Genomic DNA, 26989 nt, shown 5'->3' on the forward strand with positions numbered 1-26989 from the left:
CGCCGATGCGCGGGCCCCGCCTAGCAACTAGCCGCGCCCATCCGATGCGGTCGGCCGCCACACCAGGAGGCGACGCTCGACCAGCGTGACGCCAAAGTCGATCAGGATCACGAAGGCCGACAGCACGAACATGCCGGCAAACACGCCGGCAACGTCGAATACGCCTTCGGCCTGCTGGATCAGATAACCGAGCCCTGCCGCCGATCCCAGATACTCGCCGACGACCGCGCCGACCACGGCGAAGCCGACTGACGTGTGCAGCGAGGAAAACATCCAGGACAGCGCCGACGGCCAGTACACGTGCTGCATCAGCTGCCGCTCGCTCATGCCGAGCATGCGGCCATTGTCGAGCACGGTGCGGCTGACCTCCTTGACGCCCTGATAGACGTTGAAGAACACGATGAAGAACACCAGCGTCACGCCGAGCGCGACCTTGGACCAGATGCCGAGGCCAAGCCACAGCGCGAAGATCGGCGCCAGCACGACGCGCGGCAACGCGTTGGCCATCTTCACATAGGGGTCGAACACCGCCGCGACCCGCGGCTGCCGCGCAAACCAGAAGCCAACCAGGACGCCGCCGACCGAGCCGATCACGAAGGCGAGGATGGATTCCCAGAGCGTGATCGCGAGATGCTTCCAGATCACGCCGGTCGCAAACCACTTCACGATCTGGCTGAACACATCGACGGGGTTAGAGAAGAAGAACGGCGGCAGCAGGATCTTGCCGAACACCGGCACGGTCGAAAAGAACTGCCAGAGCACGATGCAGACGACGGCGACCAGCACTTGCAGTGCTAACAGCGTGACACGCGACATCACACCGCCTCCACCGCCTGGGTGGACTGCGCGTAACCCTTCATCACCTCGTCCTTGAGCACGCTCCAGATCTCGCGATGGAGCGCATGGAACTCCTTGTCCAGCCTCACCTCGAAGATGTCGCGCGGGCGCGGCAGCGTCACGCGCCAGTCGCCGATGATGCGCGAGGACGGCCCCGCCGACATGATGACGACGCGGTCGGCAAGCGCGATTGCCTCTTCGAGATCGTGCGTGACGAACAGCACCGCCTTGCGGTCGGCGTTCCAGAGATCGAGCAGCAGATTACCCATCACCTGGCGCGTCTGCGCATCGAGCGGCCCGAACGGCTCGTCCATCAGGAGGATTTTGGGATCTCGGATCAAGACCTGCGCCAGCGCCACGCGCTTGCGCTGGCCGCCCGAGAGCATGTGCGGATAGCGATTGGCGAAGGCGCCGAGGCCGACGGACGTCAGCCATTTCTGCGCCCGCGGCAGCGCCTCGGCCCGCGGCGTGCCCCTGATCTCGAGCCCGATCGCGACATTGTCGAGCGCGGTCTTCCAGGGGAACAGCGCATCGGCCTGGAACAGGTAGCCGGCGTCCCGGTTCAACCCCGCGAGCGGCCGGTCGAAAATCTTGACGCTGCCGTCGGCCGGCTTCAGCAGCCCGGCCGCGACGTTGAGCAACGTCGATTTCCCGCAGCCGGTCGGGCCGACAATGGCGACGAACTCGCCCTGCGCGACCGTCAGATGGGCCTTCTCCACCGCCGTGTAGACGCGCCCGTCCCCCAGCCGGAACGCGACCTTGGCATCTTCCAGCGCCACTGCCGTGGGCGTTGACATATGTTCCCTCCGAACCTGGCTTGATGCCTTAGCCGCTCGCGCCGCCAAGTTCAATCAACCGGCCAAGCGTGGTACGCATGGGTCTCGTCATCCCCTTCACCCTCCCTGGAGGGTAAACAAAAGAACCCCGCCCGATGCCCTCCAGGCCGATGATTGGCTACACCCACGTCACCAAGCGCTTCGGTCCCCTCAAGGCCGTCGATGACGTGTCGCTTGACATCGCCGAAGGCGAGTTTGTGGCCATCGTGGGGGGCTCGGGATCGGGCAAGACCACGCTGCTGCGGCTCGCCAATCGGCTGATCGAGGCCAACGGCGGCAGCATCACGGTCGAGGGCGAGGATGTCCGAAGCGTCGATCCGGTCGCGCTGCGGCGCCGGATCGGCTACGTCTTCCAGAGCGGCGGGCTGTTTCCGCACTTAAGCGTCGCGGACAATATCGGGATCACACCAAAACTGCTCGGCGTGGCGGCCGCGGACATCGCCGCGCGGGTCGGCGAATTGCTCGATCTCGTGCAGCTAGATGGAACGGCGCACCGTGACCGGCTTCCGGAAGCGCTCTCGGGCGGCCAGCGCCAGCGCGTCGGCGTGGCGCGTGCGCTTGCGGCAAAGCCCCGGATCGTGCTGATGGACGAGCCGTTCGGCGCGCTCGATCCGCTCACCCGCGACGCGCTCGGCGACGACTACCGTTCGCTGCATCGCAAGCTTGGCCTGACCACGGTGATGATCACGCACGACATGACGGAGGCGATCTTGCTTGCCGACCGCATCGCAGTGATGCGCGGCGGAAAGATGCTCGCGCAGGGCACGCCGGCGGAGCTGTCGAAGAGCAGCGAGGCCTATGTGCTCGAGCTATTGCGGACGCCGCGTCGCCAGGTCGAGCGGCTGAACGCGCTGCTGCCGCAGAGTGGTTCGGTATGAGCTTGTTCGCCGATCCACGCTGGGGCGAGGCGCTGTCGCATCTCGCGGATTATCTCGGCAACCATGTGCGGGTCAGTCTTGCCGCCCTCGCGCTTGGCCTCGTCGTCAGCCTGCCGCTCGCGATCCTGACACGCAACCGCCCGGCGCCGCGCGCCATCCTGCTCGCGCTCGCCAGCATCGTGCAGACGGTGCCGGGACTGGCGCTGCTCGCGCTGTTCTATCCGCTGCTGCTGCTCGCCGCCTCGGTGACACTCGCCTGGTTCGGCGCCTCCTTTTCCGCCTTCGGATTCCTGCCGGCCATGCTGGCGCTCGCGCTCTATTCGATGCTACCGGTGCTGCGCAACGGCATCACCGGCCTCAACGGCATCGATCCCGCGTTGATCGAAGCCGCCAAGGGTGTCGGGATGACTCCGCAGCAGTCGCTCGTGATGGTCGAGCTGCCGCTGGCCCTGCCAGTGATGATGGCGGGCATCCGCACCGCCGCGGTGTGGGTGATCGGCACCGCGACGCTCTCGACCCCGATCGGGCAGACCAGCCTCGGCAACTACATCTTCGCCGGGCTCCAGACCCAGAACTGGGTGTTCGTGCTATTCGGCTGCTTTGCCTCGGCCTTGCTGGCGCTCGCCGTCGATCAGCTGCTTGGCCTGATCGAGGGCGGCTTGCGCCGCCGCAGCCGCCTGCGCACCGGGCTCGGCGCGGTCGGGATCGCGGCGCTGGTCGCCGCAACGCTGGTGCCGACGATGGGGCGCTCGTCGCAGAGCTATGTCGTCGGCGCAAAGACTTTTGCCGAGCAATATGTGCTGTCGGCCCTGCTGAGGGACCGCCTTCAGGCGGCCGGGCTCTCTGCCACTTCGCGCTCGGGCCTGGGCTCCAGCGTGATTTTCGAGGCGCTGAAGGCGGGCGATATCGATCTCTATGTCGATTACTCCGGCACGCTCTGGGCCAACCAGTTGCATCGCACCGACATCAAGCCACGTGCGGAGTTATTGGCAGAGCTGAAGACAGCACTCGCGAAGGAGAACATAACCCTGCTCGGTGAGCTCGGCTTCGAGAATGCCTATGCCCTGGTGATGCCGAAGAAGCGCGCCGAGGCGCTTGGCATCCACAGCATCGCCGATCTCGCCGCGCACGCATCGACGATGTCGATCGCCGGCGACTACGAGTTCTTCTCGCGGCCCGAATGGGCGGCGCTGCAAAAGGCCTATGGCCTTTCGTTCCACGCGCAGCGCCAGATGCAGCCGGACTTCATGTACGCCGCGGTCGCGAGCGGCGAGGTCGACGCGATCGCCGGCTACACCAGCGATGGGCTGATAGCGAAATACGATCTCGTTGCGCTCGACGATCCCAGGCACGCGATCCCGCCCTACGACGCGATCCTGCTGCTCGCCCCCAAGCGCGCCGGTGACGAGCGATTACAGGCCGCGCTCAAGCCGCTGCTCGGCAAGATCGACATCGCCACCATGCGCGAGGCAAACCTGCGCGCCAGCGGCAACGACGCGAATTCGTCGCCGGATGCGGTGGCGCGGTGGCTGTGGGAGAAGGTGGGCAAGCGGTAGGTCCGCTGCACGCCCCGTCATCCTGAGGCGCGACGCGTGCGCTGCGAAGCGGCGCGTGCGGAGCCTTGAAGGATGAATGGCCCCGATGCAGCCGGGCCGCTCATCCTTCGAAGCCTCCGCTACGCTCCGGCACCTCAGGATGACGGTGATAAAGGCTAAAGCCCCCTGATCATCCCCGCAGTGATCAGCAGCCGGTTCAGCCGCCGCGCTTCCGCGCCGTCATTGCAGCCGTAGAAGATGCCCTTGCAGCGGAGCATGATCTGCTTCTGCTCGGCGAAGGACGGATCGAGCGGAATGCCGGCGGCTTCCTGGATGACTAGCGGCAGATAGGGGCCGTCGATGGTGTCCATCACGGCGTCGCTCTTCACCGGTTCGAAATTGATGGCGTCGATCGCATAATAGGTCGCGTAGAGACGCGGATCGTAGGCGTCGAGCTTCTTGCCGATGCCGCCTTCGTCGAGCCCAGGCTCGAGGATGCCCGGCGCGAACTCAGGCTGATGATCGCCATAGCGCACGATCAGGAAAGGCTCACCCGGAAATTGCTTCTTCAGGCCCGCGACGAAAGCCTTGTACTGCTCGGCGCTCATCGCCTGTCGGCGCAGATACTCGTCGATGGACGGTAGATTGCCCGGCGCGCGCCAGCTCGGCACTAGATCGGGGCGGAAGCGCGTCTCCCAGGGGAAATGATTGGCGCCGAGATAGATGAAGGTGAACAGCGGCTTGTTCGGCGGCTGCTGCCCCATCAATCGAAGCGCCTTGTCGTAGAAGAAGCTATCGGGCTCGACATCCTTGGCGCCGAGATCCTTCGAGTCGAGGAAGCGTTCGATTCCGGTCGTCATCTGAAAGCTGCGCGCGCCCATGAAGCCGCCATGGGCGGGATAGAGCGACATTGTGTCATAGCCGCAGCGGCGCAGCGCCAGCGGCAATCCGCGCTCGACGCGGCCGGACGCGATGCGCGTCACGAAATAGGCGAAGCGGCCGAACGACCGCGAGGAAAGCCCCGCGAGCACGTTGTATTCGGTGAACCAGCTCGGCCCGCCATTGCTCTCGGCCAGAAACGTGCGCTCCTTGCCGTCCCAGGACTTGAAGTGACTGCCATAGCCAGGGGGCACCTTGATGCCCTGCGCGGCGCGGATGTCGAAGCTCGATTCATCATGGATCATGATGATGTTCGGCCGGCGGCCGGCCGGATGGCAGGCATCGACCAGCGGCATGTTGAGCCGCTCATTGGTCGAGGCCGCAGATTCCATGAAGCCGTACTGCACGAAGTCAGAGACCGCGGTGACGCCGGAGCGGAAGAACTTCGAGAGATAGCCGTCGTCGTAATAGCCGCGCCAGGCTTCGTCGGGATGATAGAGCGAATAGCCGACGAGCGCGGCAAGACAAGCGAGCTTGCAGGCGAACGCAGGCAGGCGGCGGATGCGGAACGGATCGAGCCACCACAGCGCATACATCAGCGGCAGCGTGACGAGGCCGGCCAGGATCACTGACCAGCGCAGGTTCGGGAAGATCGTAAACAGGAACGCGACGGTATCGCGGTCGATCATCATCAGGTCAATGAAGTTGACCGTCATCTGCGCGACGTCGTGCTTGAGCCGCGACAGCAACACCAGGACCACGACCATGGTCAGCGACAGCGCGCCCGACAACGCGGGCCGCCGCAACAGCGTGATCCAGAAGAAGTTGAGGATGCCCCAGGCCAGCACAAAGGAAAACCGAGAGCCGAAATCGGTCTCGGTCTCGTACATCAGCGCGAGCGCTGCCAGATGCGGCGACGCAACCGCGAGCAGCCGCCAGATGCCGAGCGCGGCGACGCTCGCCAGCACGGCGGTCGTGGCAGAAGGACCTGGATTGGGCGCGGACGCCATCGACGACACGCAACTTTAGGTCCGGCGCGGTGATGCCTAGCCATCCTGGCCGGCCTCAAGACGACCAGGACGTCCGGTACAGCCGGAAACCTGCACCGTGTCACAAAACTGTAACGGAACGGTCAAGAACAGGCAACGCGCGCTGCGATCCGACCTTCGCCTAAGAGTGAGCGGCGAAGCGCCGCACGCCTTCGGGCAGGTCAGGTGCCGCGGGTCAGCTTCGCAATCCCTGCGATGAACCGGTCGATTACCCCCTCCGCCGTCCGGTCGATCTCGCCCTCCTCCACGCCCCAGCGCGGAAAATGACCATCGAGATTCATCCGGGCAAAATCATAGACCAGGGCGCGGCCGGCAATCTGGATGCGCTTCAGGTCCGCCGGCCGCAGCAGCCCCTGCTCCGCCGCATCGGTCAGCATTGCTCCGTCAGCGCGACCAGCTCGGCATTGTCGCGCGCTACCAGGCGGATCGTCGAAGCGCAATAGCTAGCGGTCAAGAACGCACAGCAAATGCGGGCTCTTAAGATGAAGCGGCACGCGCGCGTCGCGACGCGAGAAGGTTCGCTCGATGAGAACGCGGATGAAGAGCGGAATCCTAGACTCTGAAGACGCTGGCGTTTTGCCGTCGGGAAATCCTGAAAATCGACGCGAGACCAAGAATGTGGTTTAAGCGTCAGTCCTTCGCGCTCAGGCTGCGCTTCAGCTCGCGAAGAATTTGAATGAAGAAGAATTTGAATGAAGCAGCAATGCTTCGCGCGAGATGAAATGAGCGAGACCGCTGTGTGCGATCTCGCTCGAATTTAGCCGCGAAGGTTTAAGAACTGGTTTGGCGAGCGAAGCTCGTGTTTTCGCTCTCTTGTCCCGGACGCGGTGCAGCGCACATAAGCCGCGTTCACGCGCGTCTTCCAAGCGATGCACCGCAGAGCCGGGACCCATCTCACCCGCATGGACCCCGGATCAGCAGCGCAGCACTCCGCGCCGCGCTGCATCCGGGGAACGCAAGCTCAGTTCTTCGACTTGTCGACCAGCGCGCCCTTCTTGATCCAGGGCATCATGTCGCGCAGCTTGGCGCCGACTTCCTCGATCGGGTGCTGGGCGAGCTTGGCGCGGGTCGCCTTGAACGAGGTCTGGTTGACCTTGTTCTCGAGCATCCAGTCGCGCGAGAACTTGCCGGACTGGATGTCGTTGAGCACCCGCTTCATTTCCTTCTTGGTCTCGTCGGTGATGATGCGCGGACCGGTGACGTACTCGCCGTACTCGGCGGTGTTGGAGATGGAGTAGTTCATGTTGGCGATGCCGCCTTCATAGATCAGGTCGACGATCAGCTTCACTTCGTGCAGGCACTCGAAATAGGCCATCTCCGGAGCGTAGCCAGCTTCGACCAGGGTCTCGTAGCCGCCCTTGATCAGCTCGACCAGGCCGCCGCAGAGCACGACTTGCTCGCCGAACAGGTCGGTCTCGCACTCTTCCTTGAAGGTGGTCTCGATGATGCCGGCGCGGCCACCGCCGATCGCCGAGGCGTAGGACAGACCGAGGTCATGGGCGTTGCCCGAGACGTCCTTTGCGATTGCGATCAGGCAGGGCACACCGCCGCCGCGCTGATACTCCGAGCGCACGGTGTGGCCGGGGCCCTTCGGCGCAATCATCAGCACATCGAGGTCGGCGCGCGGGTCGAGCAGGTTGAAGTGGACGTTGAGGCCGTGCGCGAAGACGAGCGCTGCGCCCTTCTTCATGTTGTCGTGCAGGTGCTCGCGGTAGATGTCGCCCTGGAGCTCGTCCGGGGTCAGCATCATCACGAGGTCGGCCCATTTGGCGGCTTCGGCGACTTCCATCACCTTGAAGCCGGCGTTCTCCGCCTTCTTGGCCGACGCCGAACCCTTGCGCAGCGCAATCGCCACTTCCTTGACACCGGAGTCCTTCAGGTTGAGCGCATGGGCGTGGCCTTGGCTGCCATAGCCGACGATGGCGACCTTCTTGCCCTTGATCAGGTTCAGGTCGGCGTCGCGATCGTAATAAACACGCATAGTCGTTTCCTCGTTAGGGGCCAGAATCGGCCGTTGGTCAGGTCTCGGACGGTGAAATTTGCGGATTTCGGGGGCTGTCTAGAGCATTTTCAGGCCCCTGGGAAACCCGTTTCTGCATGGAAAACTGCGGCATCATGCATCCATGAAGACAGGGTAGAGCGATGCCAAGAGCAGGATCGCCATCAGTTTATTGAAGGCGCGCACCAGCCGCTCGGAGGTCAGGACCGGCCGTAGTGCAGTGCCGAAGAAGGCCCAGACCACGGTCGAGGCCGTGCCCACCAGCAGGCTGATCAGGGTCTGGATCGCAATGTTCAGGGGGAACTGGGCGATCGCCGCATAGGCGGTGATCGTCCCGATTACGATCACCCAGCCCTTGGCGTTGATCCATTGGAACATGGCCGCGCCCCAGAAGGTCATCGGGCCGCGGGCACCCTCCTCGCCCGGCTTCGCCGGACCGGACAACGCGATCGCAGCGGCCAGGTAAATCAGGTAGGCGGCGCCGGCATATTTCAGAATGGTTTGAAGGATCGGATAGGCCAGGAACACCGTGCCGAGCCCAAGGCCGACGGCGCCGACCATGAAGGCGAAGCCGATGGTGATGCCGGCGATATGCGGGATAGTACGGCGGAAGCCGTAAGTGAGCCCCGACGACAGCAGCATGATGTTGTTCGGCCCCGGGGTAAAGAACATCACGAGGGCGAAGATGATGAAGGCATAGAGCAGCGACTGGGACATGCTCACCTCACGCTGTCTTCGCCAGCGGCTGCGAGCGCCTTGCCAGCACCATCACCGCAATACCGCCGATCACGGTCAGCATGCCGGCGAGCCTTAGGAATCCGAACCTTTCACCGAACACGATGCTGGAAGCGGCCGAGCCGACGAACGGCACCAGCAGTGCGAACGGCACCACCTGGGCGGCCGGATGGTCACGCAAAAGGCGACCCCAGAGCCAATATGCAATGCTGGTCGAGACGACGCCGAGCGCCAGCAGGCAGATGAGGCCGGTGAGCGACATATGGATCAACGAATGCCAGGTCGGCTCCGGCCCGTTGACGACCAATGCAAGCGCAAACAGCGGCACCGCGGAGATGAGGCACAGCCAGGCGAACAGGTCGAACATCGGCGCGCCTCGGGCACCGCGCAGCAGGAGGTTGCCTACCGCAAAACTGATCGGCGAGATCATCAGCACCGCGAAGGCCGCAACGCTGAAATCATAGCCCACCGTGCCACAAATCATCAGGAGGCCGGCCGCAGCGATACCGATGCCGAGCGCCTGCATCGCCGTCGGACGCTCGCCGAATGCGACTGCGGCAAAGCCGATGGTGAATAGCGCCTGGCTCTGCACGACAACGCTGGTCAGCCCGACCGGAACGCCATGGGCGATGCCGTAGGCCTGTGACAGGAACTGGCCGAGAAACAGCGTGAAGCTGATCGCCATCAGAAGCGACCAGGCTATCTTCGGCCTGGGAATGAAGAGGCACGGCAGCGCTGCAATGATGAAGCGCATCGCCGTCATCAGCTCCGGCGAGAACTCGTCGAGTGCGATTCGGCTGGCCACGAAGGCAAGCCCCCAGATGACCGCCACCAGGATGGCGATGAGGATATCGGCCGGCTTCATTGTTGTTCTCGGTTCTGCCCTGTCGTGCAGCCCTGTTGTTGTTCTGGTCTAGCCTTGCTCGCCGGCTTTCGGTTTCCGCAGCAGATAAGTGCCGTGCATCGGTGCGTGATAGTCGGCCGAGACCAGAGTGAAGCCGACGTCGGTCAGCATCCGCTCCATCACCCAGCCGAAGGTGGAATATTCGTCGCGCATGTGCGTCACCACGCCCCCGCGCGAGAAATCGTGGTTCTTGATCTGGAAATCAGCCCATTGCTCGACGTCGCGCTCGACGGTATCAGGCATCGACGCGTAGACGATGTCGCGCAGATAGAAGCTCGCGCCCGGCTTGAGCGCGCGATAGATCCGCGACATCGCCACCGCCTTCCAGAAATCCGGCAGATGATGCAGCGTGAACTCGCTGACGATCAGATCGTAGGATTCCGGCCGGTAGGTGAAACTGAGCAGGCCAGCTGATTGCGTGCGCACGGGCGCCTTGCGGTCGCGGGCATAGATTTCAGCAAGCGCCAACATTGCAGGCGAGATGTCGATGGCGTCGACCTCGGCGCCCATCAGCGCAGCTTCCGTGGCGAGCACGCCGTTGCCGCAGCCGATATCGGCGATGCGCCAGCCGCGCTGGACCCCGAGCATTTTCAGCGCGGCGCGCGCCCGCAGATCGGCATCATCATGGTTGTCGTAGATCGATGCCACCGCGGGCTCGATCCCCATCCGGTTCCGCTCGTTATAGTACCAGTCGCGCGCCAGCATCGTTCACATCCCCTCAGGCCCACGACCGATCGCGGCAACGCCGGTGCGCGACACCTCGACGAGGCCGAGCGGGCGCATCAGGTCGATAAACTGGTTGATCTTGTCGGTATTGCCTGTGATCTCGAACACGAAGCTCTCGGTGGTGGCGTCGATCACACGGGCGCGGAACGCATCCGCCAGCCTGAGCGCCTCGACGCGGTGATCGCCTTGCCCGCGCACCTTCACCATCGCCAGTTCGCGCTCGATCGAGCGCCTGGTCTGCGTCATGTCGACGACGCGGTAGACCGGGATCATGCGGTCGAGCTGGTGCTTGATCTGCTCGATCACCATCGGCGTGCCCGTGGTGACGATGGTGATGCGCGAGAGGTGCTTCTGGCTCTCCGTCTCCGAGACCGTGAGGCTCTCGATGTTGTAGCCTCGCCCCGAGAACAGGCCGATGACGCGGGCGAGCACGCCCGGCTCGTTCTGCACAAGCACTGCGAGCGTGTGCGTCTCGTTCGGATCGTGGCGGTCCTCGATGAAGTAGGCGGATGCGGGCTGGTTCATGATCGTCCCCTTTATTTTCGTCGTCACGCCGTTGCCCGCAGGGCAGCCGGCGCATCTGTCCCGACCCAACGGCGGAACAGATCGAAATCGATATTGCCGCCGGAGAGCACGAGACCGACGCGCTTGCGTGACAGCCTGGTCTTTTCCTGAAGCGCCGCGGCCAGCGCGGCCGCACCGGCGCCTTCGGCGAGATTATGCGTATCGGTCCAGTAGGCGCGGATCGCGGCCGCGACCTCGTCGTCGGTAACCTGGACAATGCGCGAGGCGCCCTTGCGGATCAGCGCGAACGCATCCGCGTCCGGAATGCGCGTCGCCATGCCGTCGGCGAGCGTGTTGCTGGTCTCGGTCGTCACGATCTTGCCGGCCGCAAACGACAGCGCATAGGACGGTGCTTCGGTCGACTGCACGCCGACGATCTCGGTCTTCAGGCCGAGCAGGTCGCGCGCCATGATGCAGCCGCAGATGCCGGAGCCCTGCCCGATCGGCACGTAGAGAATGTCGAGATCCGGCGCCGATCTGAACAGCTCGAGCGCATAGGTTGCAACGCCCAGCACGAGGTCCGGATGGAACGACGGCACCATGTGGAGCCCGGCGAACTGCGCGCGGCGCTCGGCCTCCTCACGGGCGGCCTGAAAGTCCTCGCCATGCTCGACCAGCTCGGCGCCGAAGGCCTTCATCGCGCGATTCTTCTCGACGGAATTGCCGCGCGGTACATAGATCACCGCCGGAACGCCGTGGCGGCTGGCTGCAAACGCGAGGCTCTGGCCGTGGTTGCCGCGCGTTGCCGAGATGATGCCGGGCGTATTTGGTCGCTCGCGCTTCAGCCGTTCGAGATAGACGAGCCCGCCGCGCACCTTGAAAGCGCCGATCGGCGTATGGTTCTCGTGCTTGACCACGACCTCGGTGCCAAGCCGCTCAGCGAGCAAAGGCCAGCCGCGTGCCGGCGTTGCCTGCACCGCCTGCCCCACGATCGCATGTGCGCGCTCAAGCTCCGTCAGGTCGAACATCAAAGCCCCGCGAGAGATCTGCTCCCTCGCCCCGCTTGCGGGGAGAGGGTTGGGGTGAGGGGGAGTCTCCACAGGGACGGTGAGAGCTGGACTCGCGGAGACTCCCCCTCACCCGGATTGCGCTCGCGCGCAATCCGACCTCTCCCCGCAAGCGGGGAGAGGTGAAGAGAGAGTGCTCGTCGCGACCCGATCATCGTTTACCAGCTCACACCAGCGCCTTGCCGCCGGCGAATGCCTTCGCGGTGGCCTCGTCGTTCGCCTGCTCCGGCAACAGCATCTCGTTGTGCGCCTTGCCGGAGGGGATCATCGGGAAGCAGTTTTCGAGCGCCGCGACGCGGCAGTCGAACAGCACCGGACGCTTGACCGAGATCATCTCCTGGATGGCGCCGTCGAGATCGGCGGGCTTGTGCACCTGGAGGCCGACGCCGCCATAGGCTTCCGCGAGCTTGACGAAATCCGGCAGCGCCTCCGAGTAGGAGTGCGACAGGCGGTTACCGTGCAGCAGCTGCTGCCACTGCCGCACCATGCCCATGTACTGGTTGTTCAGGATGAAGATCTTGATCGGCAGCTCGTACTGAACCGCCGTCGACATCTCCTGAATCGTCATCTGCACCGAGGCATCGCCCGCGATGTCGATGACGAGACTGTCCGGATGCGCCACCTGCACGCCGACCGCGGCCGGCAGGCCGTAGCCCATCGTGCCGAGACCGCCCGACGTCATCCAGCGATGCGGTTCCTCGAAGCCATAGAACTGCGCCGCCCACATCTGGTGCTGACCGACTTCCGTCGTGATGTAGGTGTCCCTGCCGCGTGTCGCCTCGAACAGGCTCTGGATCGCGTGCTGAGGCAGGATGACGTCGTTGCTCTTCTTGTAATAGAGCGAATTGCGGGCGCGCCACTGCGCGATCTGCTGCCACCACGCCTTGATGTCCGGCTTCTTCACCTCCGCCTTGAACACCTGGAGGATGTCGCCGAGGATGTTACCGCAATCACCGATGATCGGCACGTCGACGCGGATGTTCTTGTTGATCGAGGACGGGTCGATGTCGATGTGGATCTTCTTCGAGCCCGGCGAGAACGCATCGACGCGGCCGGTGATGCGGTCGTCGAAGCGCGCGCCGACGCACAGCATGACGTCGCAATCATGCATGGTCATGTTGGCTTCGTAAGTGCCGTGCATGCCCAGCATGCCGAGCCAGTTCTTGCCCGACGCAGGGTAGGCGCCGAGGCCCATCAGCGTGGAGGTGATCGGGAAACCGGTGACCTCGACGAGCTCGCGCAACAGCTTGGTTGCTTCGGGGCCGGAATTGATGACGCCGCCGCCGCTGTAGATCACGGGGCGCTTGGCGTTGGCGAGCAGCGACACGGCCTTGCGGATCTGCGTCGCATCGCCCTTCACGCGCGGCGCGTAGGACCGGTGCACGTCGGACTTGCGCGGCGGATGATAGGTGCCGGTCGCGAACTGCACGTCCTTCGGCACATCGACGAGCACCGGGCCCGGACGGCCGGTGGTTGCGACATAGAAGGCCTCGTGCAGCACCTTTGCGAGATCGTTGACGTCGCGCACCAGCCAATTGTGCTTGGTACAGGGGCGCGTGATGCCGACGGTGTCGCATTCCTGGAACGCGTCGTTGCCGATCAGATGCGTCGGCACCTGGCCGGAGATGCAGACCAGCGGGATCGAGTCCATCAGCGCGTCGGTGAGCGGCGTCACCATGTTGGTGGCGCCGGGGCCGGAGGTCACCAGCGCGACGCCCGGCTTGCCGGTCGAGCGCGCATAGCCCTCGGCGGCATGGCCCGCGCCCTGCTCGTGACGGACCAGGATGTGCTGAACCTGGCTCTGCTGGAAGATCTCGTCATAGATCGGAAGCACCGCACCGCCGGGATAACCGAAAATGTCGGTCACGCCATGATCGATGAGCGCGCGAACGATCATCGCGGCGCCGGTCATCTGGTTCGGATCGTGGCTCTTGTCGGTCATTGGCTTGCTCCGGATGCGCTGTTGCCAGCGGCTTTTTTTCGTGTCGGGTTCGGGAAATAAAAAAGGCCCCGAAGAGGGCCCACGCACACCGCCTGTCTTGTGGATGGCAGCTAGCCATCCCCGGCGGTGTGCCTGGGTACGACGGCGATAAGGATGCTGGTAATAATGTTACGCATAGCAGGCGCTCGGCTTCCCAAAGGTTGCGCGAAACATAGCGACCAAGACCCGAATGTCAAGGCAGAGCGGCCGTTCCCGCGCGATTTTGGCAGTGTAGCGGTGTTCCCGAGGTTCGGCGAGAGGTAAAATCGGAAACCCGGGCACAAAAGCGTGTCAGCCGGGGTCCCGGGCCGCGCTGACGACCGCGGCCAGCCATCCCCGCGCCTCCTCCAGCTTCACCCATTCAAACTCCGGCAATTGGTGCCGGAACCAGGTGAACTGGCGCTTCGCGTAACGGCGGGTGTCGGCGCGGCCGATCGTGGCGGCCTCCTCGAGGCTAAGCTCACCGCGCAGATGACGGATCAGGGCCGGCACGCCATGGGCCTTCATGGCCGGCAGCAGCGGATCGAGGTGTCTGGCGGCGAGCCGCTCGACCTCTCTCAGCGCGCCGCCGCCGAGCATGGCGTCGAAGCGGGCATCGATGCGGGCATAGAGTTCGTCCCGCTCGGGCGCCAGGAACACCGCGCGAAAGCTGTCCTTGGACAGCAAAGGCGGTTGGCCCTCCTGGTGCCAGTCGAGCAGCGAACGGCCGGTCGCCTCGACCACTTCGAGCGCCCGCGCGATGCGGGTTCGGTCGCGCAGGTTCAATCGCTCGGCTGCGCGCGGATCGCGGCGCGCCAATTCCGCGTGGAGCGCCTCGACGCCGTTCCGCTCCAGCCGCGCACGCACGTCCTCGCGCACATCCGCAGGGGTTGGCGGCACCACGGAGAGGCCCGCCGTCAGCGCCTTGAAATAGAGCCCGGTTCCGCCAGTGAAGATCGGCAGCCGACCTTCGGCTTTCGCCTCTTCGAGCGCCTTCGCGGCATCGGCCACCCAGGCGCCGGCCGAGAAATTCACGGCCGCATCGACATGGCCGTAGAGGCGATGCGGAGCGCGCGCCTCATCGCCATGTGTGGGGCGTGCCGTGATGATGCGCAGGTCGTGATAGACCTGCATGGAATCGGCATTGATGACGACGCCGCCCGCGCTGAGGGCTAGCTCGAGCGCCAGCGCCGACTTGCCGCTGGCGGTCGGGCCTGCGATAAGCACGGCCTTGCCAACATGCCTTCTGCTGACTTGCCCCTCGCTCACGAAAACCTCAAATGTCTCTCGTCGCCACGCTGATCTGCAATCCCGACAATCCCGCGCTCGATAGCACCATCGTCGACGGCGCCCGCGCGGTGCTGCCACAGGCCGCACCGGCGCACTGGCTGTTCGACGGGGTTGCGGTCGACATCCCCTTCGGCGCCAACAGTAACCTCGAAGGCGACCGTCACGCCATCGAACAGCGGTTGCGCGAGCTCCGCGGCGACCTGCCCATCGACATCGTCGTGCAGCCAGTCGGCTTCCGGCGCAAGAAGCTTTTTCTCGCCGACATGGATTCCACCATGATCGGCCAGGAGTGCATCGATGAGCTCGCCGATTTCGTCGGGGTGAAGACGCATGTGGCAGCCATCACCGAACGCGCGATGCGCGGCGAGATCGAGTTCGAGCCGGCGCTGCGCGAGCGCGTCGCGCTTCTGAAGGACCTCCCGGTCAGCGTGGTCGACGAAGTGCTGGCCAAGCGCATCACGGTGACGCCGGGCGGCCGTGAGCTGGTCGCAACCATGCGCGCTCACGGCGCCTATGCCTGCCTCGTCTCCGGCGGCTTCACGCTGTTCACCAAGGCGGTCGCCGCAAAGATTGGCTTCCAGGAGAACCGCGCCAACGAGCTCGTCGTGCGCGACGGCAAGTTCACCGGCGGGGTGAAGGAGCCGATCCTGGGCCGCGCCGCAAAGCTCGCCACGCTGGTGGATTTGATGGAGTCGTTCGATCTCGACGACATCGACTCGCTGGTGGTCGGTGACGGCGCCAATGATCTCGCGATGATCCAGGCGGCGGGGCTGGGCGTGGCCTATCATGCCAAGCCTGCGGTCGCGGCGGCGGCAGCGGCGCGGATCGATCACGGCGATCTCACCGCGCTGCTCTATGCGCAAGGGTACAGGCGTGAGGAGTTCGTGGAGGGGTAGCCTCCTCCGCGGGCGATCCAGTATTCCAGAGACAGCGCTGATTAAATCGAGAAGCCGCGGCGTACTGGATGCCCCGCTTTCGCGGGGCATGACAGTAAGTATGGGACCGATACCGTCCCTTACTGCACGCTCAGCGCCACGAAGCGCAGCTCGCCGTCGCCGTTCGAGACCAGCAGCAGCACCGACTTCTTGCCGTCCTTCTTGAGCTGGTCGACCCGCTTCTGGATGTCGGCGCCGCTCGAAACGGCTTCCTGCGCTACCTCCACGATGACGTCGCCGGCGGAGAGCCGCTTCTCGGCGGCGTCCGAATTGGCGTCGACATTGGTGACGACCACGCCCTTGACGCTGTCCTTGATCTTGTAGCGGGCGCGCAGATCCTTGCTGAGCGCCGCAAGATCGAGGCCGAGAGCCCTCTGCGTCACCGGCTTCTCGGGCGCGGGCTCATCGGTCTTCACCGCGGCCTGCACCTTGTCGGGATCCTGGAGACGGCCGAGCGTGACCTTCTTGGTCTCCTCCTGGCCCTTGCGGATGATGACGACGTCGACCTCCTTGCCGACCGCCGTGTCGGCGACGACGCGGGAGAGGTCCTTCGGGTCCTTGACGTCCTTGCCGTCGAATTTGACGACGACGTCGCCGGGCTCGATGCCGGCCGGCTTCGCCGGGCCCTTGTCATCGACGCCGGCCACCAGCGCGCCGCGCGGCGGCTTGATGTTGAGGCTCTCGGCGATCTCGTCGGTGACGCCCTGGATGCGCACACCGAGCCAGCCGCGGCGCAGTTCGCCGAACTGGCGGAGCTGGTCCACGACGCCCGCGACCGTCTTCGACGGCACGGCAAAGCCGATGCCGATCGAGCCGCCGGACGGCGAGATGATCAGCGTGTTGACGCCGATAACCTCGCCTTCGAGGTTGAACAGCGGGCCGCCCGAATTGCCGCGGTTAATGGCGGCGTCGGTCTGGATGTAGCTGTCATAGGGACCCGAGGAGATATCGCGGTTCTTGGCCGAGACGATGCCGGCCGTTACCGTGCCGCCCAGGCTGAACGGGTTGCCGATCGCGATCACCCAGTCGCCGAGGCGCAGCTTGTCGGAGTCGCCGAATTTCACCGCGACAAGCGGCTTCGTCGGCTTGAACTTGAGCACGGCAAGATCGGTCTTCTTGTCGACGCCGACCAGCTCGGCCTTGATCTTGGTGCCGTCGTTGAGGATGACGTTGATTTCGTCGGCGTCCGCAATGACGTGGTTGTTGGTCACGACGACACCCGAGGTGTCGATGATGAAGCCGGAGCCGAGCGAGTTGGTCTTGCGCGGCGGCGGGCTGTTCTCGCCGCCCTTGCTGCCGCCGGGCCCCCTGCGGTTCTTGAAGAAGTCGTCGAAGAACTCCTCGAAGGGCGAGCCGGGCGGCAGTTGCGGCATGGTGCTGCTGCCGCCACCCTTGGCTTCGACGGTCTGCGAGGTCGAGATGTTGACGACTGCGTCGATCACCTTCTCGGCGACGTCGGCGATGCCCTCCGGTCCGCGCGCATAGGCCGGCGTGCCGAACGCGCTGAATGCGCCGATGGCGAGCGCGGCCAACCCAAGTCGCACGCCAAGTCGCGCGCAATGGCGCAAGCGGGTCGGGGCAATGGTGGCAGCGGTCATTGTGATCTCCAGAGAAGAAAAGGATTCGGCCTCCAGACTGCGCTCGAACGGGGGAACGGCGCAAGCGCGGAGCTCAATGGGCCTCAAGACCCGAATAATACGGCGAAAACCGGCCTGTCGCCTTCACTTTGACGTAGGGCGACGCCTAAATCGGACGCCGCATAACCCAGATCAGGATCAGGCCTGCCACGGCCGAACCGATCCCGACCGCCCGCAGGATATTGTCTGGCGTGGCGATGGCGCTCTTCATGGCCTTGCGCATCCAGTTCGGACTTGCCGCGAACATCAAGCCTTCCAGCACGAACAGGATGCCTAAGCCGATGAGGAAGTCGGCGAACGCAATGGACCTCATCGGATTGGAACTCCCCGTTGTGCTGTTCTTGTCTGGACGAAGGGCGGCAGAACTGCCGCCCTTGTCTGGCTTAAGGCTTGTCTAGCTTAAGGCTTCTTTAGCTCAAGGCTTGGCCGGCGTCTCGGTCGCCGTCTTGCCGGACGGGCTACCGAAGTACCGGAAGAAATCCGACTCGGGCCGCAGCAGGAAGCGGGTGTCGTTCGCGCGCAACCCGTTTTCGTAGGCCGTCATCGACCGGTAGAATGCGAAGAAGTCGGCATCCTTGCTGTAGGCCTCGGCGAACAGGCGGTTGCGTTCGGCATCGCCAGCGCCGCGGGTCTGATCGGCCTGCGAATTGGCTTCCGCGACGATCACGGTCGCCTCGCGGTCGGCCCTGGAGCGGATCTCCTGCGCCTTCTGGCCGCCCTGCGCGCGGAACTCGGCGGCCTCGCGCTCGCGCTCGGTCTTCATGCGCAGATAGACCGCCTGGCTGTTCTGTTCCGGCAGGTCGGCGCGGCGGATCCGGACGTCGACGACCTGGATGCCGTAGCCGTCGGCCTCGCGATCGAGCTGGTCGCGGATGCGCTGCATCAGCTTCTCTCGGTCGTCACGCACGACGTTGATGAAGGTGACCTCGCCGAGCACGCGGCGCAGCGCTGCGTTCAGGAGCGTGGTGAGCTGGAGGTTGGCCGCCTGGATCGAGCCGACGCTCTGGTAGAAGCGCAGCGCGTCCTTGATGCGGTAGCGCGCGAAGGCGTCGACCACCAGCCGCTTCTGGTCGGACGCGATTGCTTCCTGCGACGGATTCTCGAGATCGAGGATCCGCTTGTCGATGTTGATCACCGAATTCCACGGCGCCTTGAAGTGCAGGCCGGGTGCGGTGACAACGTCGACGGGACGGCCGAACTGCAGAACGATGGTCTGCTCGGTCTGCTGCACCGTGAACAGCGACATGTAGCCGACGATCACGACGAACAGGAGGGCGAGCAGCGCGACGATACCTGTGACCGGAGACCTCATCGGTTGCCTCCGCTCGACTGCTGCTGACCGCTGGTAGGCGGCCGCTTGGTCGTCAACTCGCCCAGCGGCAGATAGGGCACGACGCCCTGGCCCGCGGCGCCGCCGTCATAGACGAGCTTGTCCGCGCCACCGAGCACCCGCTCCATGGTTTCCAGGTAAATCCGTTCACGCGTCACGTCGGGCGCCTTCTTGTATTCCTCGTAAATCTTCAGGAAGCGCGCGCTCTGACCCTTGGCCTCGGCGATCGCCTGCTCCCTGTAGCCTTCGGCGGCCTGCAGGATCTGCGCCGCACGTCCGCGCGCCTGTGGCACGACCTGGTTGGCATAGGTCTGCGCTTCGTTCTGCAGCTGCTCCTGATTGGCGCGCGCCGCCTGGACGTCGCGGAAGGCGTCGATCACCTGCGCCGGCGGATCGACCTTCTGCATCTGCACCTGGGTGACAAGAATGCCCGCCCCATAGCTATCCAGCGTCCGCTGGATCAGTTCCTGCACGCCCTGCTCGGTCACGTTTCGCGCGCCGGTCAGGATCGGCTGAATCTGCGAGCGGCCGATCACCTCGCGCATCGCGCTCTCGGCGACCGCCTTCACGGTGCCTTCGGGATTCTGGATGTTGAAGAGGAAATCACCGACGCCGTCCGGCTTGATGCGCCAGAGCACGGTGAAATCGACGTCGACGATGTTCTCGTCGCCGGTCAGCATCAGGCTCTCTTCCGGCACGTCACGAATGGAGCGGCTGCGCCGCGCCGGATCGTCGATGAGCGTCATGCCGATGGAGATGGTGTTAACGCGCAGCGCCTTCGGCAGCAGCACGGTCTCGATCGGATAAGGCAGATGATAGTTCAGGCCCGGCTGCACAGTGCGGACATGCTTGCCGAAGCGCAGCACGACGCCGAGTTCCTCGGACTGCACGCGGAAGAAGCCCGACAGCAGCCAGAACGCGATGATGAGCAGGATGATCAGCGTGATGCCAATGCCGGAGAAATGGCCGCCCGGCATGATCTGCTGGAGGCGGTCCTGGCCGCGCCGCAGAAGGTCTTCCAGATCCGGCGGCCTCGGCCCGACCGGTTGCGGGCCTGAGCCCCACGGTCCCTTCGGACCCGAGCCCCATGGCCCACCGCCCTGATTCTTCCACGGCATTCGACGTTCTCCTCGGCAGACCGGGACTAGAACTCACCCGGCCGGCATTGTCCGGTCCGGCTTTATAGGGGACAGGCAAGTCCCTTACAACGCAGCCCTAGCCGCCTTCCGAGCTATGCTCGGGCACGAAAAAGTCAATGTAAACATTGGCGGAAGCAGTTAATGGCGGGGCCGCCGACGATATGTCACATAGGAGAAGTCGGCGCTGTCATCGGGGCCGGCAGGTTGGCGAATGCGCTCAACTTCCTCCCACTCTGCCTTGTCGATGCTGAAATGCGTGTCGCCTTCGGGGCGCGCATGCACTTCGGTGATTTCGAGGCGATCGGCGCGATCGAGCCATTGCCGATAGATCTCGGCACCGCCGATTACCGCGATCTCGGCGACCGAACGCCGCAGGGCATCGCCCCGCGCGACCGCCCCCGCATCGGCAGCCGATGTCGTAACGACGGCGCCGGCGGCGCGATAATCCGCATCGCGCGTGATGACGATGTTGGTGCGGTTGGGGAGCGGCCGGCGCAGGGATTCGAAGGTCTTGCGCCCCATGATCACGGGCTTGCCGGTCGTGAGCGCCTTGAAGCGCGCCATGTCGGACTTCAATCGCCACGGGATCGTGTTACCTGCGCCGATGACGCCGTTCTCCGCAATCGCCACGACGAAGACGATCTCCATCAGGTCGCGCTCCCGGCAAGGCGCGTCAGCGCAGGACCGGTGACGCGGCACAGCGTCCAGTCGTCCATCATGGCGGCGCCGAGCGATTTGTAGAACTCGATCGACGGCGCGTTCCAGTCAAGCACGGCCCACTGCAGGCGCGACCAGCCGTTGTCGACGCATTCCTTCGCGAGATAGACCAGCAGCGCCTTGCCGAGGCCCCTGCCCCGGTACGACGGCCGCACGTACAAATCTTCGAGATAGATGCCGTGGCGGCCGCTGAAGGTGGAGAAATTGACGAACCACACCGCAAAGCCGACAGGCTCGCAGTTCCACTCGGCGATCGCGCAATAGAGCTGCGGATTGCTGCTGAATAGCGCCTCCGCGATCATCGCCTCAGTCGCCTCGACCTCGTGCGACAGTTTTTCGTACTCAGCCAGTTCGCGGATGAAAGCAAGAACCAGCCCGGCTTCGCCAGGACGCGCGCGGCGGATGTTGAGCGACATCGGCGTCAGACCGCGACTTCCGCCTTGATGTGCGGATGCGGATCGTAGCCCACGAGCTCGAAATCCTCGTAGCGGAAAGAGAAGATGTCCTTCACGTCGGGGTTGATCCGCATCACCGGCAGCGCACGCGGCGCGCGCGAGAGCTGAAGCCGGGCCTGCTCCAGATGGTTGGAGTAGAGATGGGTGTCGCCGAACGAATGCACGAAGTCGCCGGGCTTCAGACCGGTGACCTGTGCCACCATCATGGTGAGCAGCGCATAGGAAGCGATGTTGAAGGGCACGCCGAGGAACACGTCAGCCGAGCGCTGATAGAGCTGGCACGACAGCTTGCCGTTGGCGACGTAGAACTGGAACAGACAGTGGCACGGCGGGAGTGCCATCTTATCGACCTCGGCCGGGTTCCACGCCGAGACGATCAACCGGCGCGAGTCCGGGTTGCGCTTGATCATGTCGACCACATTCGCGATCTGGTCGATGCTGCGGCCGTCCGGCGCGGGCCAAGAGCGCCACTGATGGCCGTAGACCGGACCGAGATCGCCATTGGCATCCGCCCACTCGTCCCAGATGGTGACGCCGTTGTCGCGCAGATATTTGATGTTGGTATCGCCCTTCAGGAACCACAGCAGTTCATGCACAATCGCCTTGAGCGGCAGCCGCTTGGTGGTCAGCATCGGGAAACCGGCGGACAAATTGAAGCGCATCTGATGGCCGAACACCGACAGCGTGCCGGTGCCGGTCCGATCGGTCTTCTCGGCGCCGTCTGAAAGAATCCGCTCGAGCAGGTCCTGATACTGGTGCATGTGCCATGAGCCTTTGGGGAGGCGGCGAACTTAGCGGCCGCCCCCGCGCTGCGACAGCGGCGATTCGCCGTCTGTGCCCATTATACCCGGAAAAGTGAGCGTTCCCGGCGCAAACGACAAGGGGCGGAACTCTCGTCCCGCCCCTCGCCTATCGGTTTGAAAGTGCTGGTTAAGTTGCCGGCTTGAGCACCGGGGTCCACTTCGCGATCTCGTTCTTGACGAGGGTCGCCAGCGCCTCCGGCGTGCGGTCCGCAGGACCCGGGATGACGCTGCCGAGTTCGAGCAGACGCTTGCGCACGTTCTCGTCGTCGAGCGCCTTGATCGCGGCGGCGTTCAGGCTCGCCACGATGGCAGGCGAAGTTCCCTTCGGCGCGAACATGGCGTTCCAGGCCTGGGCCTGGAATGCAGGCAGGCCGGCTTCCGCCGTCGTCGGCACGTTCGGCAGCGACGGATTGCGCTCCGGCGTTGCGATCGCATAGGCCTTGATGGTGCCGGCGTTGATCTGCGGCACGGCGTTGACGATCTGGTCGCACATGTAGTCGACCTGTCCTGCCACCAGCGCGTTCATCGCAGGTCCCGTGCCGTTGAAGGGCACACCGACCGGCTTGATGTCGAGGATGGAGTGCAACAGCTCGCAGGACACGTGCGAGACCGAGCCGACGCCGGCATGCGCCGCGTTCACCTTCTCGGCATTCGCCTTCACGTAAGTCACGAACTCCTTCAGGTCCTTCGGCGGGAAATCCTTGCGCGCCAGGATCAGGATCGGCGTGCCCGCAAGCAGCGCGATCGGCTCAAAATCCTTTTCGGGATGATAGGCGAGCTTCGGATAGAGCGGCACGGACGCAGCGTGCGTGCCCATATGCCCGGTAATCAGCGTATAGCCGTCATTGGTCGCGCGCGCGGCGCGCGTGGTCGCGGTGGTGCCGCCGGCGCCGACCACGTTCTCGATGACGATGCTCTGCCCCAGCGTCTGCGCCATATGCGCGGTGACGATGCGTGAGATCACGTCGGTCGGACCGCCGGCCGCGAACGGCACGATCATGGTTATGCTGCGCGTCGGATAGGTCTGCGCCTGCGACGGCGCAACAAAGGCGCACAGCGATGCGAGCACTGCTGCACATGCGCTCGTAGCAAGCGCGCGAATGGAAGTCATCGAGATCCCCCGGGACACAAACAAAAATGCCGGCCATAAGGCCGGCATTTTCATTTCACGAAGCCATCGCGTAAGTCGATTCGACTTCCGAATGCGGCGCGCGACGCAGGCGCGACGACGACGCAGAGCGCGGCGCGATCAGTTCTCGGACTCGGTGAACACCTCGTCGCGCTTGGCGCGCAACGCGGGCAGCACAGTGAGCACCAGAAGGAACGCCGCGATCGCGAGCAGCACCGCGGACAACGGACGCGTCAGGAACACGCTCCAGTCGCCGCGCGAGATCAGCAGCGCGCGGCGCAGGTTCTCTTCCATCAGCGGTCCGAGCACCATGCCGAGCAGCAGCGGCGCCGGCTCGAAATCGTGCTTGATCAGCCAGTAGCCGACCAGGCCGAAGACGCCGGCGAGGATGACGTCGACCGGTGCGTTGTTCACCGAGTAGATGCCGATCGCGCAGAAGATCACGATCGAGGGGAACATCAGCCGGTAAGGCACGCGCAGGAGCCGCACCCAGATTCCGACCAGCGGCAGGTTGATGATGATCAGCATCAGATTGCCGATCCACATCGAGGCGATCATGCCCCAGACGAGGTCGGGCTGCTTCTGCATCACCTGCGGACCCGGCACGATGCCGTGAATGGTCATCGCACCGACCATCAGCGCCATCACCGCGTTCGGCGGGATGCCGAGCGTCAGCAGCGGGATGAAGGAGGTCTGCGCCGCGGCGTTGTTGGCGCTTTCCGGCGCCGCCACGCCCTCGATTGCACCGCGGCCGAACCGCGACGGGTTCTTGGCGATCTTCTTCTCGAGCGTATAGGCCGCGAACGACGCGATGACCGCGCCGCCGCCCGGGAGGATGCCGAGGATCGAGCCGAGCACGGTGCCGCGCAGGATCGGCGGCGTCGAGTCGATCAGATCCTTCCTGGTCGGCATCAAGCCGGTGATCTTCTGCTGCACGAGGTCGCGGTTCATCTCGGCGCCGGCGTCGAGATTGCGGATGATCTCGGCAAAGCCGAACACGCCCATCGCCACCGTCGCAAAGCCGAGACCGTCGGCCAGTTCCGGAATGTTGAACGCCATGCGCGAGGCGCCAGTCTCGATGTCCGAGCCGACCATCGACAGCAGCAGGCCGAACACGATCATCGCGATCGCCTTCAGCACCGAGCCCTTGGCCAGCACGACCGCGAAGATCAGGCCGAGCACCATCAGCGAGAAATACTCGGCCGGGCCGAACGCCAGCGCGAGCTTGGTCAGCGGCGCGCCGAGCACTGCGATGAGCACGGTCGCAACGCAGCCGGCGAAGAACGAACCGATCGCCGCGATCGCCAGCGCCGGACCAGCACGGCCCTGCTTGGCCATCTGGTGGCCGTCGATGGCAGTGACAACCGATGTCGCTTCACCCGGAATATTGACCAGGATCGACGTGGTCGAGCCGCCATACTGGGCGCCGTAGTAGATGCCGGCGAGCATGATCAGCGCGCCGACCGGCGGCAGTCCGAAGGTGATCGGCAGCAGCATCGCGACCGTCGCGATGGTGCCGATGCCCGGCAGCACGCCGACCAGCGTTCCGACAAGAGCGCCGATCAGGCACATCAGGAGGTTGATCGGAGAGAAGGCGACGACAAAACCGTGAGCGAGGTTGGCAAAGAGCTCCATCACACCCTCACTGGACCAGGAAACGCGGGAACATCGGCATCGGCAGCCCGAGCACGTAGGGGAATAGCACGGCGCAACCGAGCGTCAGGCAGGCGCCGACGATGGCGGCCTCCAGCCAACGCGTCTCATGCGATCCTGTCGCCGCGATCATGAAGCTCACGAAGGCGGAGACCACAAGGCCGAGCGGCCGGATCGCCAGCGCGAAAAACAGGATCGCGACCATCACGAACAACGGTCCGCGCCAGGAGTAATGCTGGAGCGCCGGCCCCTCGGCCAGAAGGCCTGTCAATGCAATGCCTGCGGACAGAGCCACCAAAAGCCCGCCGAACATCCGCGGCGCCGTACCGGCGCCGAAGGAGAAGCCGCGCATGCCCTGAAGATCGCTCGACGCCCACAGCGCGAACAGCGCCAGCGCCATGAGAATGACACCGCCGACATAGTCCTGCGCCGACCTGATCGTCATGAACAGCGTCACGATCGCCACCGCGAACAGCGGATAGGAATAGATCAGCGCCAGCAGCACATCTGATGACGTCTTCTTGGTGTCACCGCCGATCGCTCCGATCAGTGCGCCAGGAGCGCCCGCGACCAGCGCGGTGGCGTGACCGATCACGACGGCGGCCGGGCCGCGGCCTGCGCCCCAGCCAAAAATCGTGCCTATCGACCAGATGAACTCGAAAATCTGCGGCGCAATCGCCAGCAGACAAAAGCCGAGCGCCACCGATGTGTTTCGGGTGGCTGTCGCTGAGTGGCCCATCGTATCGGCCATGCATGTCTCCTCCGCGACTCGCAAGTCACGAGCACTGTTGTTCTAATCGGCTGGAAATGGATCCCCCGCCCGGATCACTGCGTAGCGATTTTCATCACACAATGCCAGCGAAACCCAACAGGCCGCCGGCGAGCAGGAGCCACAACGGATTGATGCGCGAGACGGATGCGATCACTGCAACCAGCGCGGTCAGAAGCAGTGCAGCAATGGTGCGATCGGTCGACTGGGCCAGGATCAGCGCGCTGGCTGCCATCAATCCGATCGAGAGTGGAACCAGTGCAGCCTGGATCAGGCCAGGCCAGCGCGATTGGCTCGGCCGGTTCAGGAGCCGGCTGACATAATAGGCAAGCAGGGCCGTCGGCAGACACATCGCCAGCGTCGCCGCCAGCGCGCCGGGAATGCCGGCGACGGCATAGCCGATTAACGTGACGATAAGCACGTTTGGACCTGGCGAGAGCTGCGCGATCGCATAGGCGTCGGCGAACTGCTTGTCGGTCATCCAGTGATGCACGTCGACCGCGATGCGCTGCATCTCCGGCACCGCCGCCGCGGCGCCGCCGACCGCGAACAGCGACATTAGACCAAAGGTGGAGATCAGCGACCAGATCGGGTTCTCGCTGTTCATGCTGCTACCTTCCGCCGCATCAGGAAGGTGACGCCGATGCTGAGGGGCATTGCAACCAGCAGCACCGCCTGGAGCGGCAGGCGGAGCACACCGATGGCGACGAACACGCCGACCATCAGGATGAGCACGACGACATCCATCCGCTTGAGCAGGGGGGTCATCATCCGGAACACCACCGCGATCAGCAGGCCGACCGCCGCACAGGCGATGCCCGCGAGGATGCGGCGCAGCACCTCCACATCGCCCAACCGGGCGTAGATGATCGCGAGCAGCGTCATGATCAGCGTCGGCGGCAGCAACAGCCCGGTGAACGCGGCGACGCCACCGGCGATCCCGCGCAGCCGCGAACCGAACACCATCGACAGATTGACGATGTTCGGCCCGGGCAGGAAATGGCAGAGCGCAAAAGTCTCGTTGAACTCGTCCGCTGTCATCCAGCGGTGCCGATCGACAATGGCGTGCCGGGCAAAGACCAGAACCCCACCAAAACCGGCCAGTGACATCCGAGCGAAGGCCAGGCACAGTGCGAGCAGACCAGGCGGAGGGGCGTGGGCGGCGGGGACATCCGGCTCTTGGTCTGGCTCTTGGGCGGCCGGTGCTGAATCCGTGGACATGT

27 protein-coding genes are annotated in these 26989 nt (G+C 64.6%); 3 read left to right on the plus strand and 24 right to left on the minus strand.

Annotation, left to right across the window (positions count from 1 at the left end; translation table 11 throughout):
* Positions 1-27 precede the first annotated feature (27 nt).
* Positions 28-816 (minus strand): ABC transporter permease, encoded by a 789-nt coding sequence (locus tag AC629_RS12785; protein WP_084805100.1) that lies wholly within the window; start codon positions 814-816, stop codon positions 28-30.
* Positions 816-1634, minus strand: a complete 819-nt coding sequence (locus AC629_RS12790; protein WP_084805101.1) for an ABC transporter ATP-binding protein — start codon at positions 1632-1634, stop codon at positions 816-818. Before AC629_RS12790 ends, AC629_RS12785 begins: the two co-directional genes overlap by 1 nt.
* A 134-nt stretch (positions 1635-1768) precedes the next feature.
* On the opposite strand from AC629_RS12790, the gene AC629_RS12795 reads away from it, so the two are divergent.
* A complete protein-coding gene (locus tag AC629_RS12795; protein WP_084805102.1) occupies positions 1769-2551 on the plus strand; it encodes an ATP-binding cassette domain-containing protein in 783 nt (260 codons plus the stop codon).
* A complete protein-coding gene (locus AC629_RS12800) occupies positions 2548-4107 on the plus strand; it encodes a glycine betaine ABC transporter substrate-binding protein (RefSeq protein ID WP_084805103.1) in 1560 nt (519 codons plus the stop codon). Before AC629_RS12795 ends, AC629_RS12800 begins: the two co-directional genes overlap by 4 nt.
* A gap of 155 nt (positions 4108-4262) precedes the next feature.
* Here the strand turns inward: AC629_RS12800 and AC629_RS12805 are convergent, their stop codons facing one another.
* The 10 genes from AC629_RS12805 to miaA form a co-directional block, all read right to left on the minus strand.
* Entirely contained in the window at positions 4263-5975 is a 1713-nt protein-coding gene (locus tag AC629_RS12805) for a sulfatase-like hydrolase/transferase (protein WP_084805104.1), read from the minus strand.
* Positions 5976-6175: 200 nt separating this feature from the next.
* Positions 6176-6391: a hypothetical protein gene (locus tag AC629_RS12810; protein WP_245331832.1), complete on the minus strand. Its 216-nt coding sequence runs from the start codon at positions 6389-6391 to the stop codon at positions 6176-6178.
* A 584-nt stretch (positions 6392-6975) separates the two neighbouring features.
* Entirely contained in the window at positions 6976-7995 is a 1020-nt protein-coding gene (gene ilvC / locus AC629_RS12815) for a ketol-acid reductoisomerase (protein ID WP_084805105.1), read from the minus strand.
* Between the two features lie 132 nt (positions 7996-8127).
* Positions 8128-8730: a LysE family translocator gene (locus AC629_RS12820; RefSeq protein WP_084805106.1), complete on the minus strand. Its 603-nt coding sequence runs from the start codon at positions 8728-8730 to the stop codon at positions 8128-8130.
* A 7-nt stretch (positions 8731-8737) separates the two neighbouring features.
* The gene (locus AC629_RS12825; protein ID WP_084805107.1) at positions 8738-9613 is read right to left on the minus strand and encodes an EamA family transporter; all 876 of its coding nucleotides are present in this window, start codon (positions 9611-9613) and stop codon (positions 8738-8740) included.
* A gap of 48 nt (positions 9614-9661) precedes the next feature.
* Positions 9662-10357, minus strand: coding sequence for a class I SAM-dependent methyltransferase (locus AC629_RS12830; protein WP_084805108.1), 696 nt, complete (start codon positions 10355-10357; stop codon positions 9662-9664).
* A 3-nt stretch (positions 10358-10360) separates the two neighbouring features.
* Positions 10361-10903: an acetolactate synthase small subunit gene (ilvN, locus tag AC629_RS12835; protein WP_084805109.1), complete on the minus strand. Its 543-nt coding sequence runs from the start codon at positions 10901-10903 to the stop codon at positions 10361-10363.
* Between the two features lie 23 nt (positions 10904-10926).
* Positions 10927-11910: a threonine dehydratase gene (locus tag AC629_RS12840; RefSeq protein WP_084805110.1), complete on the minus strand. Its 984-nt coding sequence runs from the start codon at positions 11908-11910 to the stop codon at positions 10927-10929.
* 205 nt (positions 11911-12115) lie between these two features.
* A complete protein-coding gene (locus AC629_RS12845) occupies positions 12116-13891 on the minus strand; it encodes an acetolactate synthase 3 large subunit (protein ID WP_084805111.1) in 1776 nt (591 codons plus the stop codon).
* Positions 13892-14221: 330 nt separating this feature from the next.
* Positions 14222-15178 carry a tRNA (adenosine(37)-N6)-dimethylallyltransferase MiaA gene (gene miaA, locus AC629_RS12850; RefSeq protein WP_084805112.1) on the minus strand — a complete coding sequence of 319 codons (957 nt, stop codon included), beginning with the start codon at positions 15176-15178 and terminating at the stop codon, positions 14222-14224.
* 11 nt (positions 15179-15189) lie between these two features.
* On the opposite strand from miaA, the gene serB reads away from it, so the two are divergent.
* Positions 15190-16095, plus strand: a complete 906-nt coding sequence (gene serB, locus AC629_RS12855) for a phosphoserine phosphatase SerB (RefSeq protein ID WP_084805113.1) — start codon at positions 15190-15192, stop codon at positions 16093-16095.
* Positions 16096-16214: 119 nt separating this feature from the next.
* Here the strand turns inward: serB and AC629_RS12860 are convergent, their stop codons facing one another.
* From AC629_RS12860 to AC629_RS12915, 12 genes are all read right to left on the minus strand, one after another.
* Entirely contained in the window at positions 16215-17732 is a 1518-nt protein-coding gene (locus AC629_RS12860; RefSeq protein WP_084805114.1) for a Do family serine endopeptidase, read from the minus strand.
* Positions 17733-17877: 145 nt separating this feature from the next.
* The gene (locus AC629_RS12865) at positions 17878-18084 is read right to left on the minus strand and encodes a DUF2065 domain-containing protein (protein WP_057747247.1); all 207 of its coding nucleotides are present in this window, start codon (positions 18082-18084) and stop codon (positions 17878-17880) included.
* A 102-nt stretch (positions 18085-18186) separates the two neighbouring features.
* Positions 18187-19083, minus strand: coding sequence for a protease modulator HflC (hflC, locus tag AC629_RS12870; RefSeq protein WP_084805115.1), 897 nt, complete (start codon positions 19081-19083; stop codon positions 18187-18189).
* On the minus strand, positions 19080-20219 hold the full coding sequence (gene hflK, locus AC629_RS12875; protein ID WP_084805116.1) for an FtsH protease activity modulator HflK: 1140 nt from the start codon (positions 20217-20219) through the stop codon (positions 19080-19082). The genes hflC and hflK overlap by 4 nt, the downstream gene beginning before the upstream one ends.
* A 159-nt stretch (positions 20220-20378) precedes the next feature.
* Complete coding sequence (locus AC629_RS12880) at positions 20379-20888, minus strand: dihydrofolate reductase (RefSeq protein ID WP_084805117.1); 510 nt, start codon at positions 20886-20888, stop codon at positions 20379-20381.
* Positions 20888-21373, minus strand: coding sequence for a GNAT family N-acetyltransferase (locus AC629_RS12885; RefSeq protein ID WP_084805118.1), 486 nt, complete (start codon positions 21371-21373; stop codon positions 20888-20890). The genes AC629_RS12880 and AC629_RS12885 overlap by 1 nt, the downstream gene beginning before the upstream one ends.
* A gap of 5 nt (positions 21374-21378) precedes the next feature.
* On the minus strand, positions 21379-22173 hold the full coding sequence (locus tag AC629_RS12890) for a thymidylate synthase (RefSeq protein WP_084805119.1): 795 nt from the start codon (positions 22171-22173) through the stop codon (positions 21379-21381).
* Between the two features lie 169 nt (positions 22174-22342).
* Complete coding sequence (locus tag AC629_RS12895; protein ID WP_084805120.1) at positions 22343-23326, minus strand: tripartite tricarboxylate transporter substrate binding protein BugD; 984 nt, start codon at positions 23324-23326, stop codon at positions 22343-22345.
* 138 nt (positions 23327-23464) lie between these two features.
* On the minus strand, positions 23465-24979 hold the full coding sequence (locus tag AC629_RS12900; RefSeq protein WP_084805121.1) for a tripartite tricarboxylate transporter permease: 1515 nt from the start codon (positions 24977-24979) through the stop codon (positions 23465-23467).
* A gap of 7 nt (positions 24980-24986) precedes the next feature.
* A complete protein-coding gene (locus tag AC629_RS12905; protein WP_084805122.1) occupies positions 24987-25748 on the minus strand; it encodes a tripartite tricarboxylate transporter TctB family protein in 762 nt (253 codons plus the stop codon).
* A gap of 94 nt (positions 25749-25842) precedes the next feature.
* On the minus strand, positions 25843-26373 hold the full coding sequence (locus tag AC629_RS12910) for a chromate transporter (RefSeq protein WP_084805123.1): 531 nt from the start codon (positions 26371-26373) through the stop codon (positions 25843-25845).
* Positions 26370-26987: a chromate transporter gene (locus AC629_RS12915; RefSeq protein WP_084805124.1), complete on the minus strand. Its 618-nt coding sequence runs from the start codon at positions 26985-26987 to the stop codon at positions 26370-26372. Before AC629_RS12915 ends, AC629_RS12910 begins: the two co-directional genes overlap by 4 nt.
* Positions 26988-26989 lie beyond the last annotated feature (2 nt).

Origin of the sequence: Bradyrhizobium sp. NAS80.1 (genome assembly GCF_001908205.1) — a bacterium.
In the GTDB taxonomy this organism is placed as follows: Bacteria; Pseudomonadota; Alphaproteobacteria; order Rhizobiales; family Xanthobacteraceae; genus Bradyrhizobium.

Coding starts and splice junctions, on each gene's coding strand:
- AC629_RS12910 (WP_084805123.1), bottom strand. CDS start 26,373: ATGAACAGCGAGAACCCGATCTGGTCGCTGATCTCCACCTTTGGTCTA.
- ilvN (WP_084805109.1), bottom strand. CDS start 10,903: ATGAACCAGCCCGCATCCGCCTACTTCATCGAGGACCGCCACGATCCG.
- AC629_RS12805 (WP_084805104.1), bottom strand. CDS start 5,975: ATGGCGTCCGCGCCCAATCCAGGTCCTTCTGCCACGACCGCCGTGCTG.
- AC629_RS12810 (WP_245331832.1), bottom strand. CDS start 6,391: ATGCTGACCGATGCGGCGGAGCAGGGGCTGCTGCGGCCGGCGGACCTG.
- AC629_RS12820 (WP_084805106.1), bottom strand. CDS start 8,730: ATGTCCCAGTCGCTGCTCTATGCCTTCATCATCTTCGCCCTCGTGATG.
- serB (WP_084805113.1), top strand. CDS start 15,190: ATGTCTCTCGTCGCCACGCTGATCTGCAATCCCGACAATCCCGCGCTC.
- AC629_RS12900 (WP_084805121.1), bottom strand. CDS start 24,979: ATGGAGCTCTTTGCCAACCTCGCTCACGGTTTTGTCGTCGCCTTCTCT.
- ilvC (WP_084805105.1), bottom strand. CDS start 7,995: ATGCGTGTTTATTACGATCGCGACGCCGACCTGAACCTGATCAAGGGC.
- AC629_RS12890 (WP_084805119.1), bottom strand. CDS start 22,173: ATGCACCAGTATCAGGACCTGCTCGAGCGGATTCTTTCAGACGGCGCC.
- hflK (WP_084805116.1), bottom strand. CDS start 20,219: ATGCCGTGGAAGAATCAGGGCGGTGGGCCATGGGGCTCGGGTCCGAAG.
- AC629_RS12825 (WP_084805107.1), bottom strand. CDS start 9,613: ATGAAGCCGGCCGATATCCTCATCGCCATCCTGGTGGCGGTCATCTGG.
- AC629_RS12865 (WP_057747247.1), bottom strand. CDS start 18,084: ATGAGGTCCATTGCGTTCGCCGACTTCCTCATCGGCTTAGGCATCCTG.
- AC629_RS12860 (WP_084805114.1), bottom strand. CDS start 17,732: ATGACCGCTGCCACCATTGCCCCGACCCGCTTGCGCCATTGCGCGCGA.
- AC629_RS12790 (WP_084805101.1), bottom strand. CDS start 1,634: ATGTCAACGCCCACGGCAGTGGCGCTGGAAGATGCCAAGGTCGCGTTC.
- AC629_RS12830 (WP_084805108.1), bottom strand. CDS start 10,357: ATGCTGGCGCGCGACTGGTACTATAACGAGCGGAACCGGATGGGGATC.
- hflC (WP_084805115.1), bottom strand. CDS start 19,083: ATGAGGTCTCCGGTCACAGGTATCGTCGCGCTGCTCGCCCTCCTGTTC.
- AC629_RS12895 (WP_084805120.1), bottom strand. CDS start 23,326: ATGACTTCCATTCGCGCGCTTGCTACGAGCGCATGTGCAGCAGTGCTC.
- AC629_RS12785 (WP_084805100.1), bottom strand. CDS start 816: ATGTCGCGTGTCACGCTGTTAGCACTGCAAGTGCTGGTCGCCGTCGTC.
- AC629_RS12880 (WP_084805117.1), bottom strand. CDS start 20,888: ATGGAGATCGTCTTCGTCGTGGCGATTGCGGAGAACGGCGTCATCGGC.
- AC629_RS12905 (WP_084805122.1), bottom strand. CDS start 25,748: ATGGCCGATACGATGGGCCACTCAGCGACAGCCACCCGAAACACATCG.
- AC629_RS12915 (WP_084805124.1), bottom strand. CDS start 26,987: ATGTCCACGGATTCAGCACCGGCCGCCCAAGAGCCAGACCAAGAGCCG.
- AC629_RS12840 (WP_084805110.1), bottom strand. CDS start 11,910: ATGTTCGACCTGACGGAGCTTGAGCGCGCACATGCGATCGTGGGGCAG.
- AC629_RS12800 (WP_084805103.1), top strand. CDS start 2,548: ATGAGCTTGTTCGCCGATCCACGCTGGGGCGAGGCGCTGTCGCATCTC.
- AC629_RS12795 (WP_084805102.1), top strand. CDS start 1,769: ATGCCCTCCAGGCCGATGATTGGCTACACCCACGTCACCAAGCGCTTC.
- AC629_RS12885 (WP_084805118.1), bottom strand. CDS start 21,373: ATGTCGCTCAACATCCGCCGCGCGCGTCCTGGCGAAGCCGGGCTGGTT.
- AC629_RS12845 (WP_084805111.1), bottom strand. CDS start 13,891: ATGACCGACAAGAGCCACGATCCGAACCAGATGACCGGCGCCGCGATG.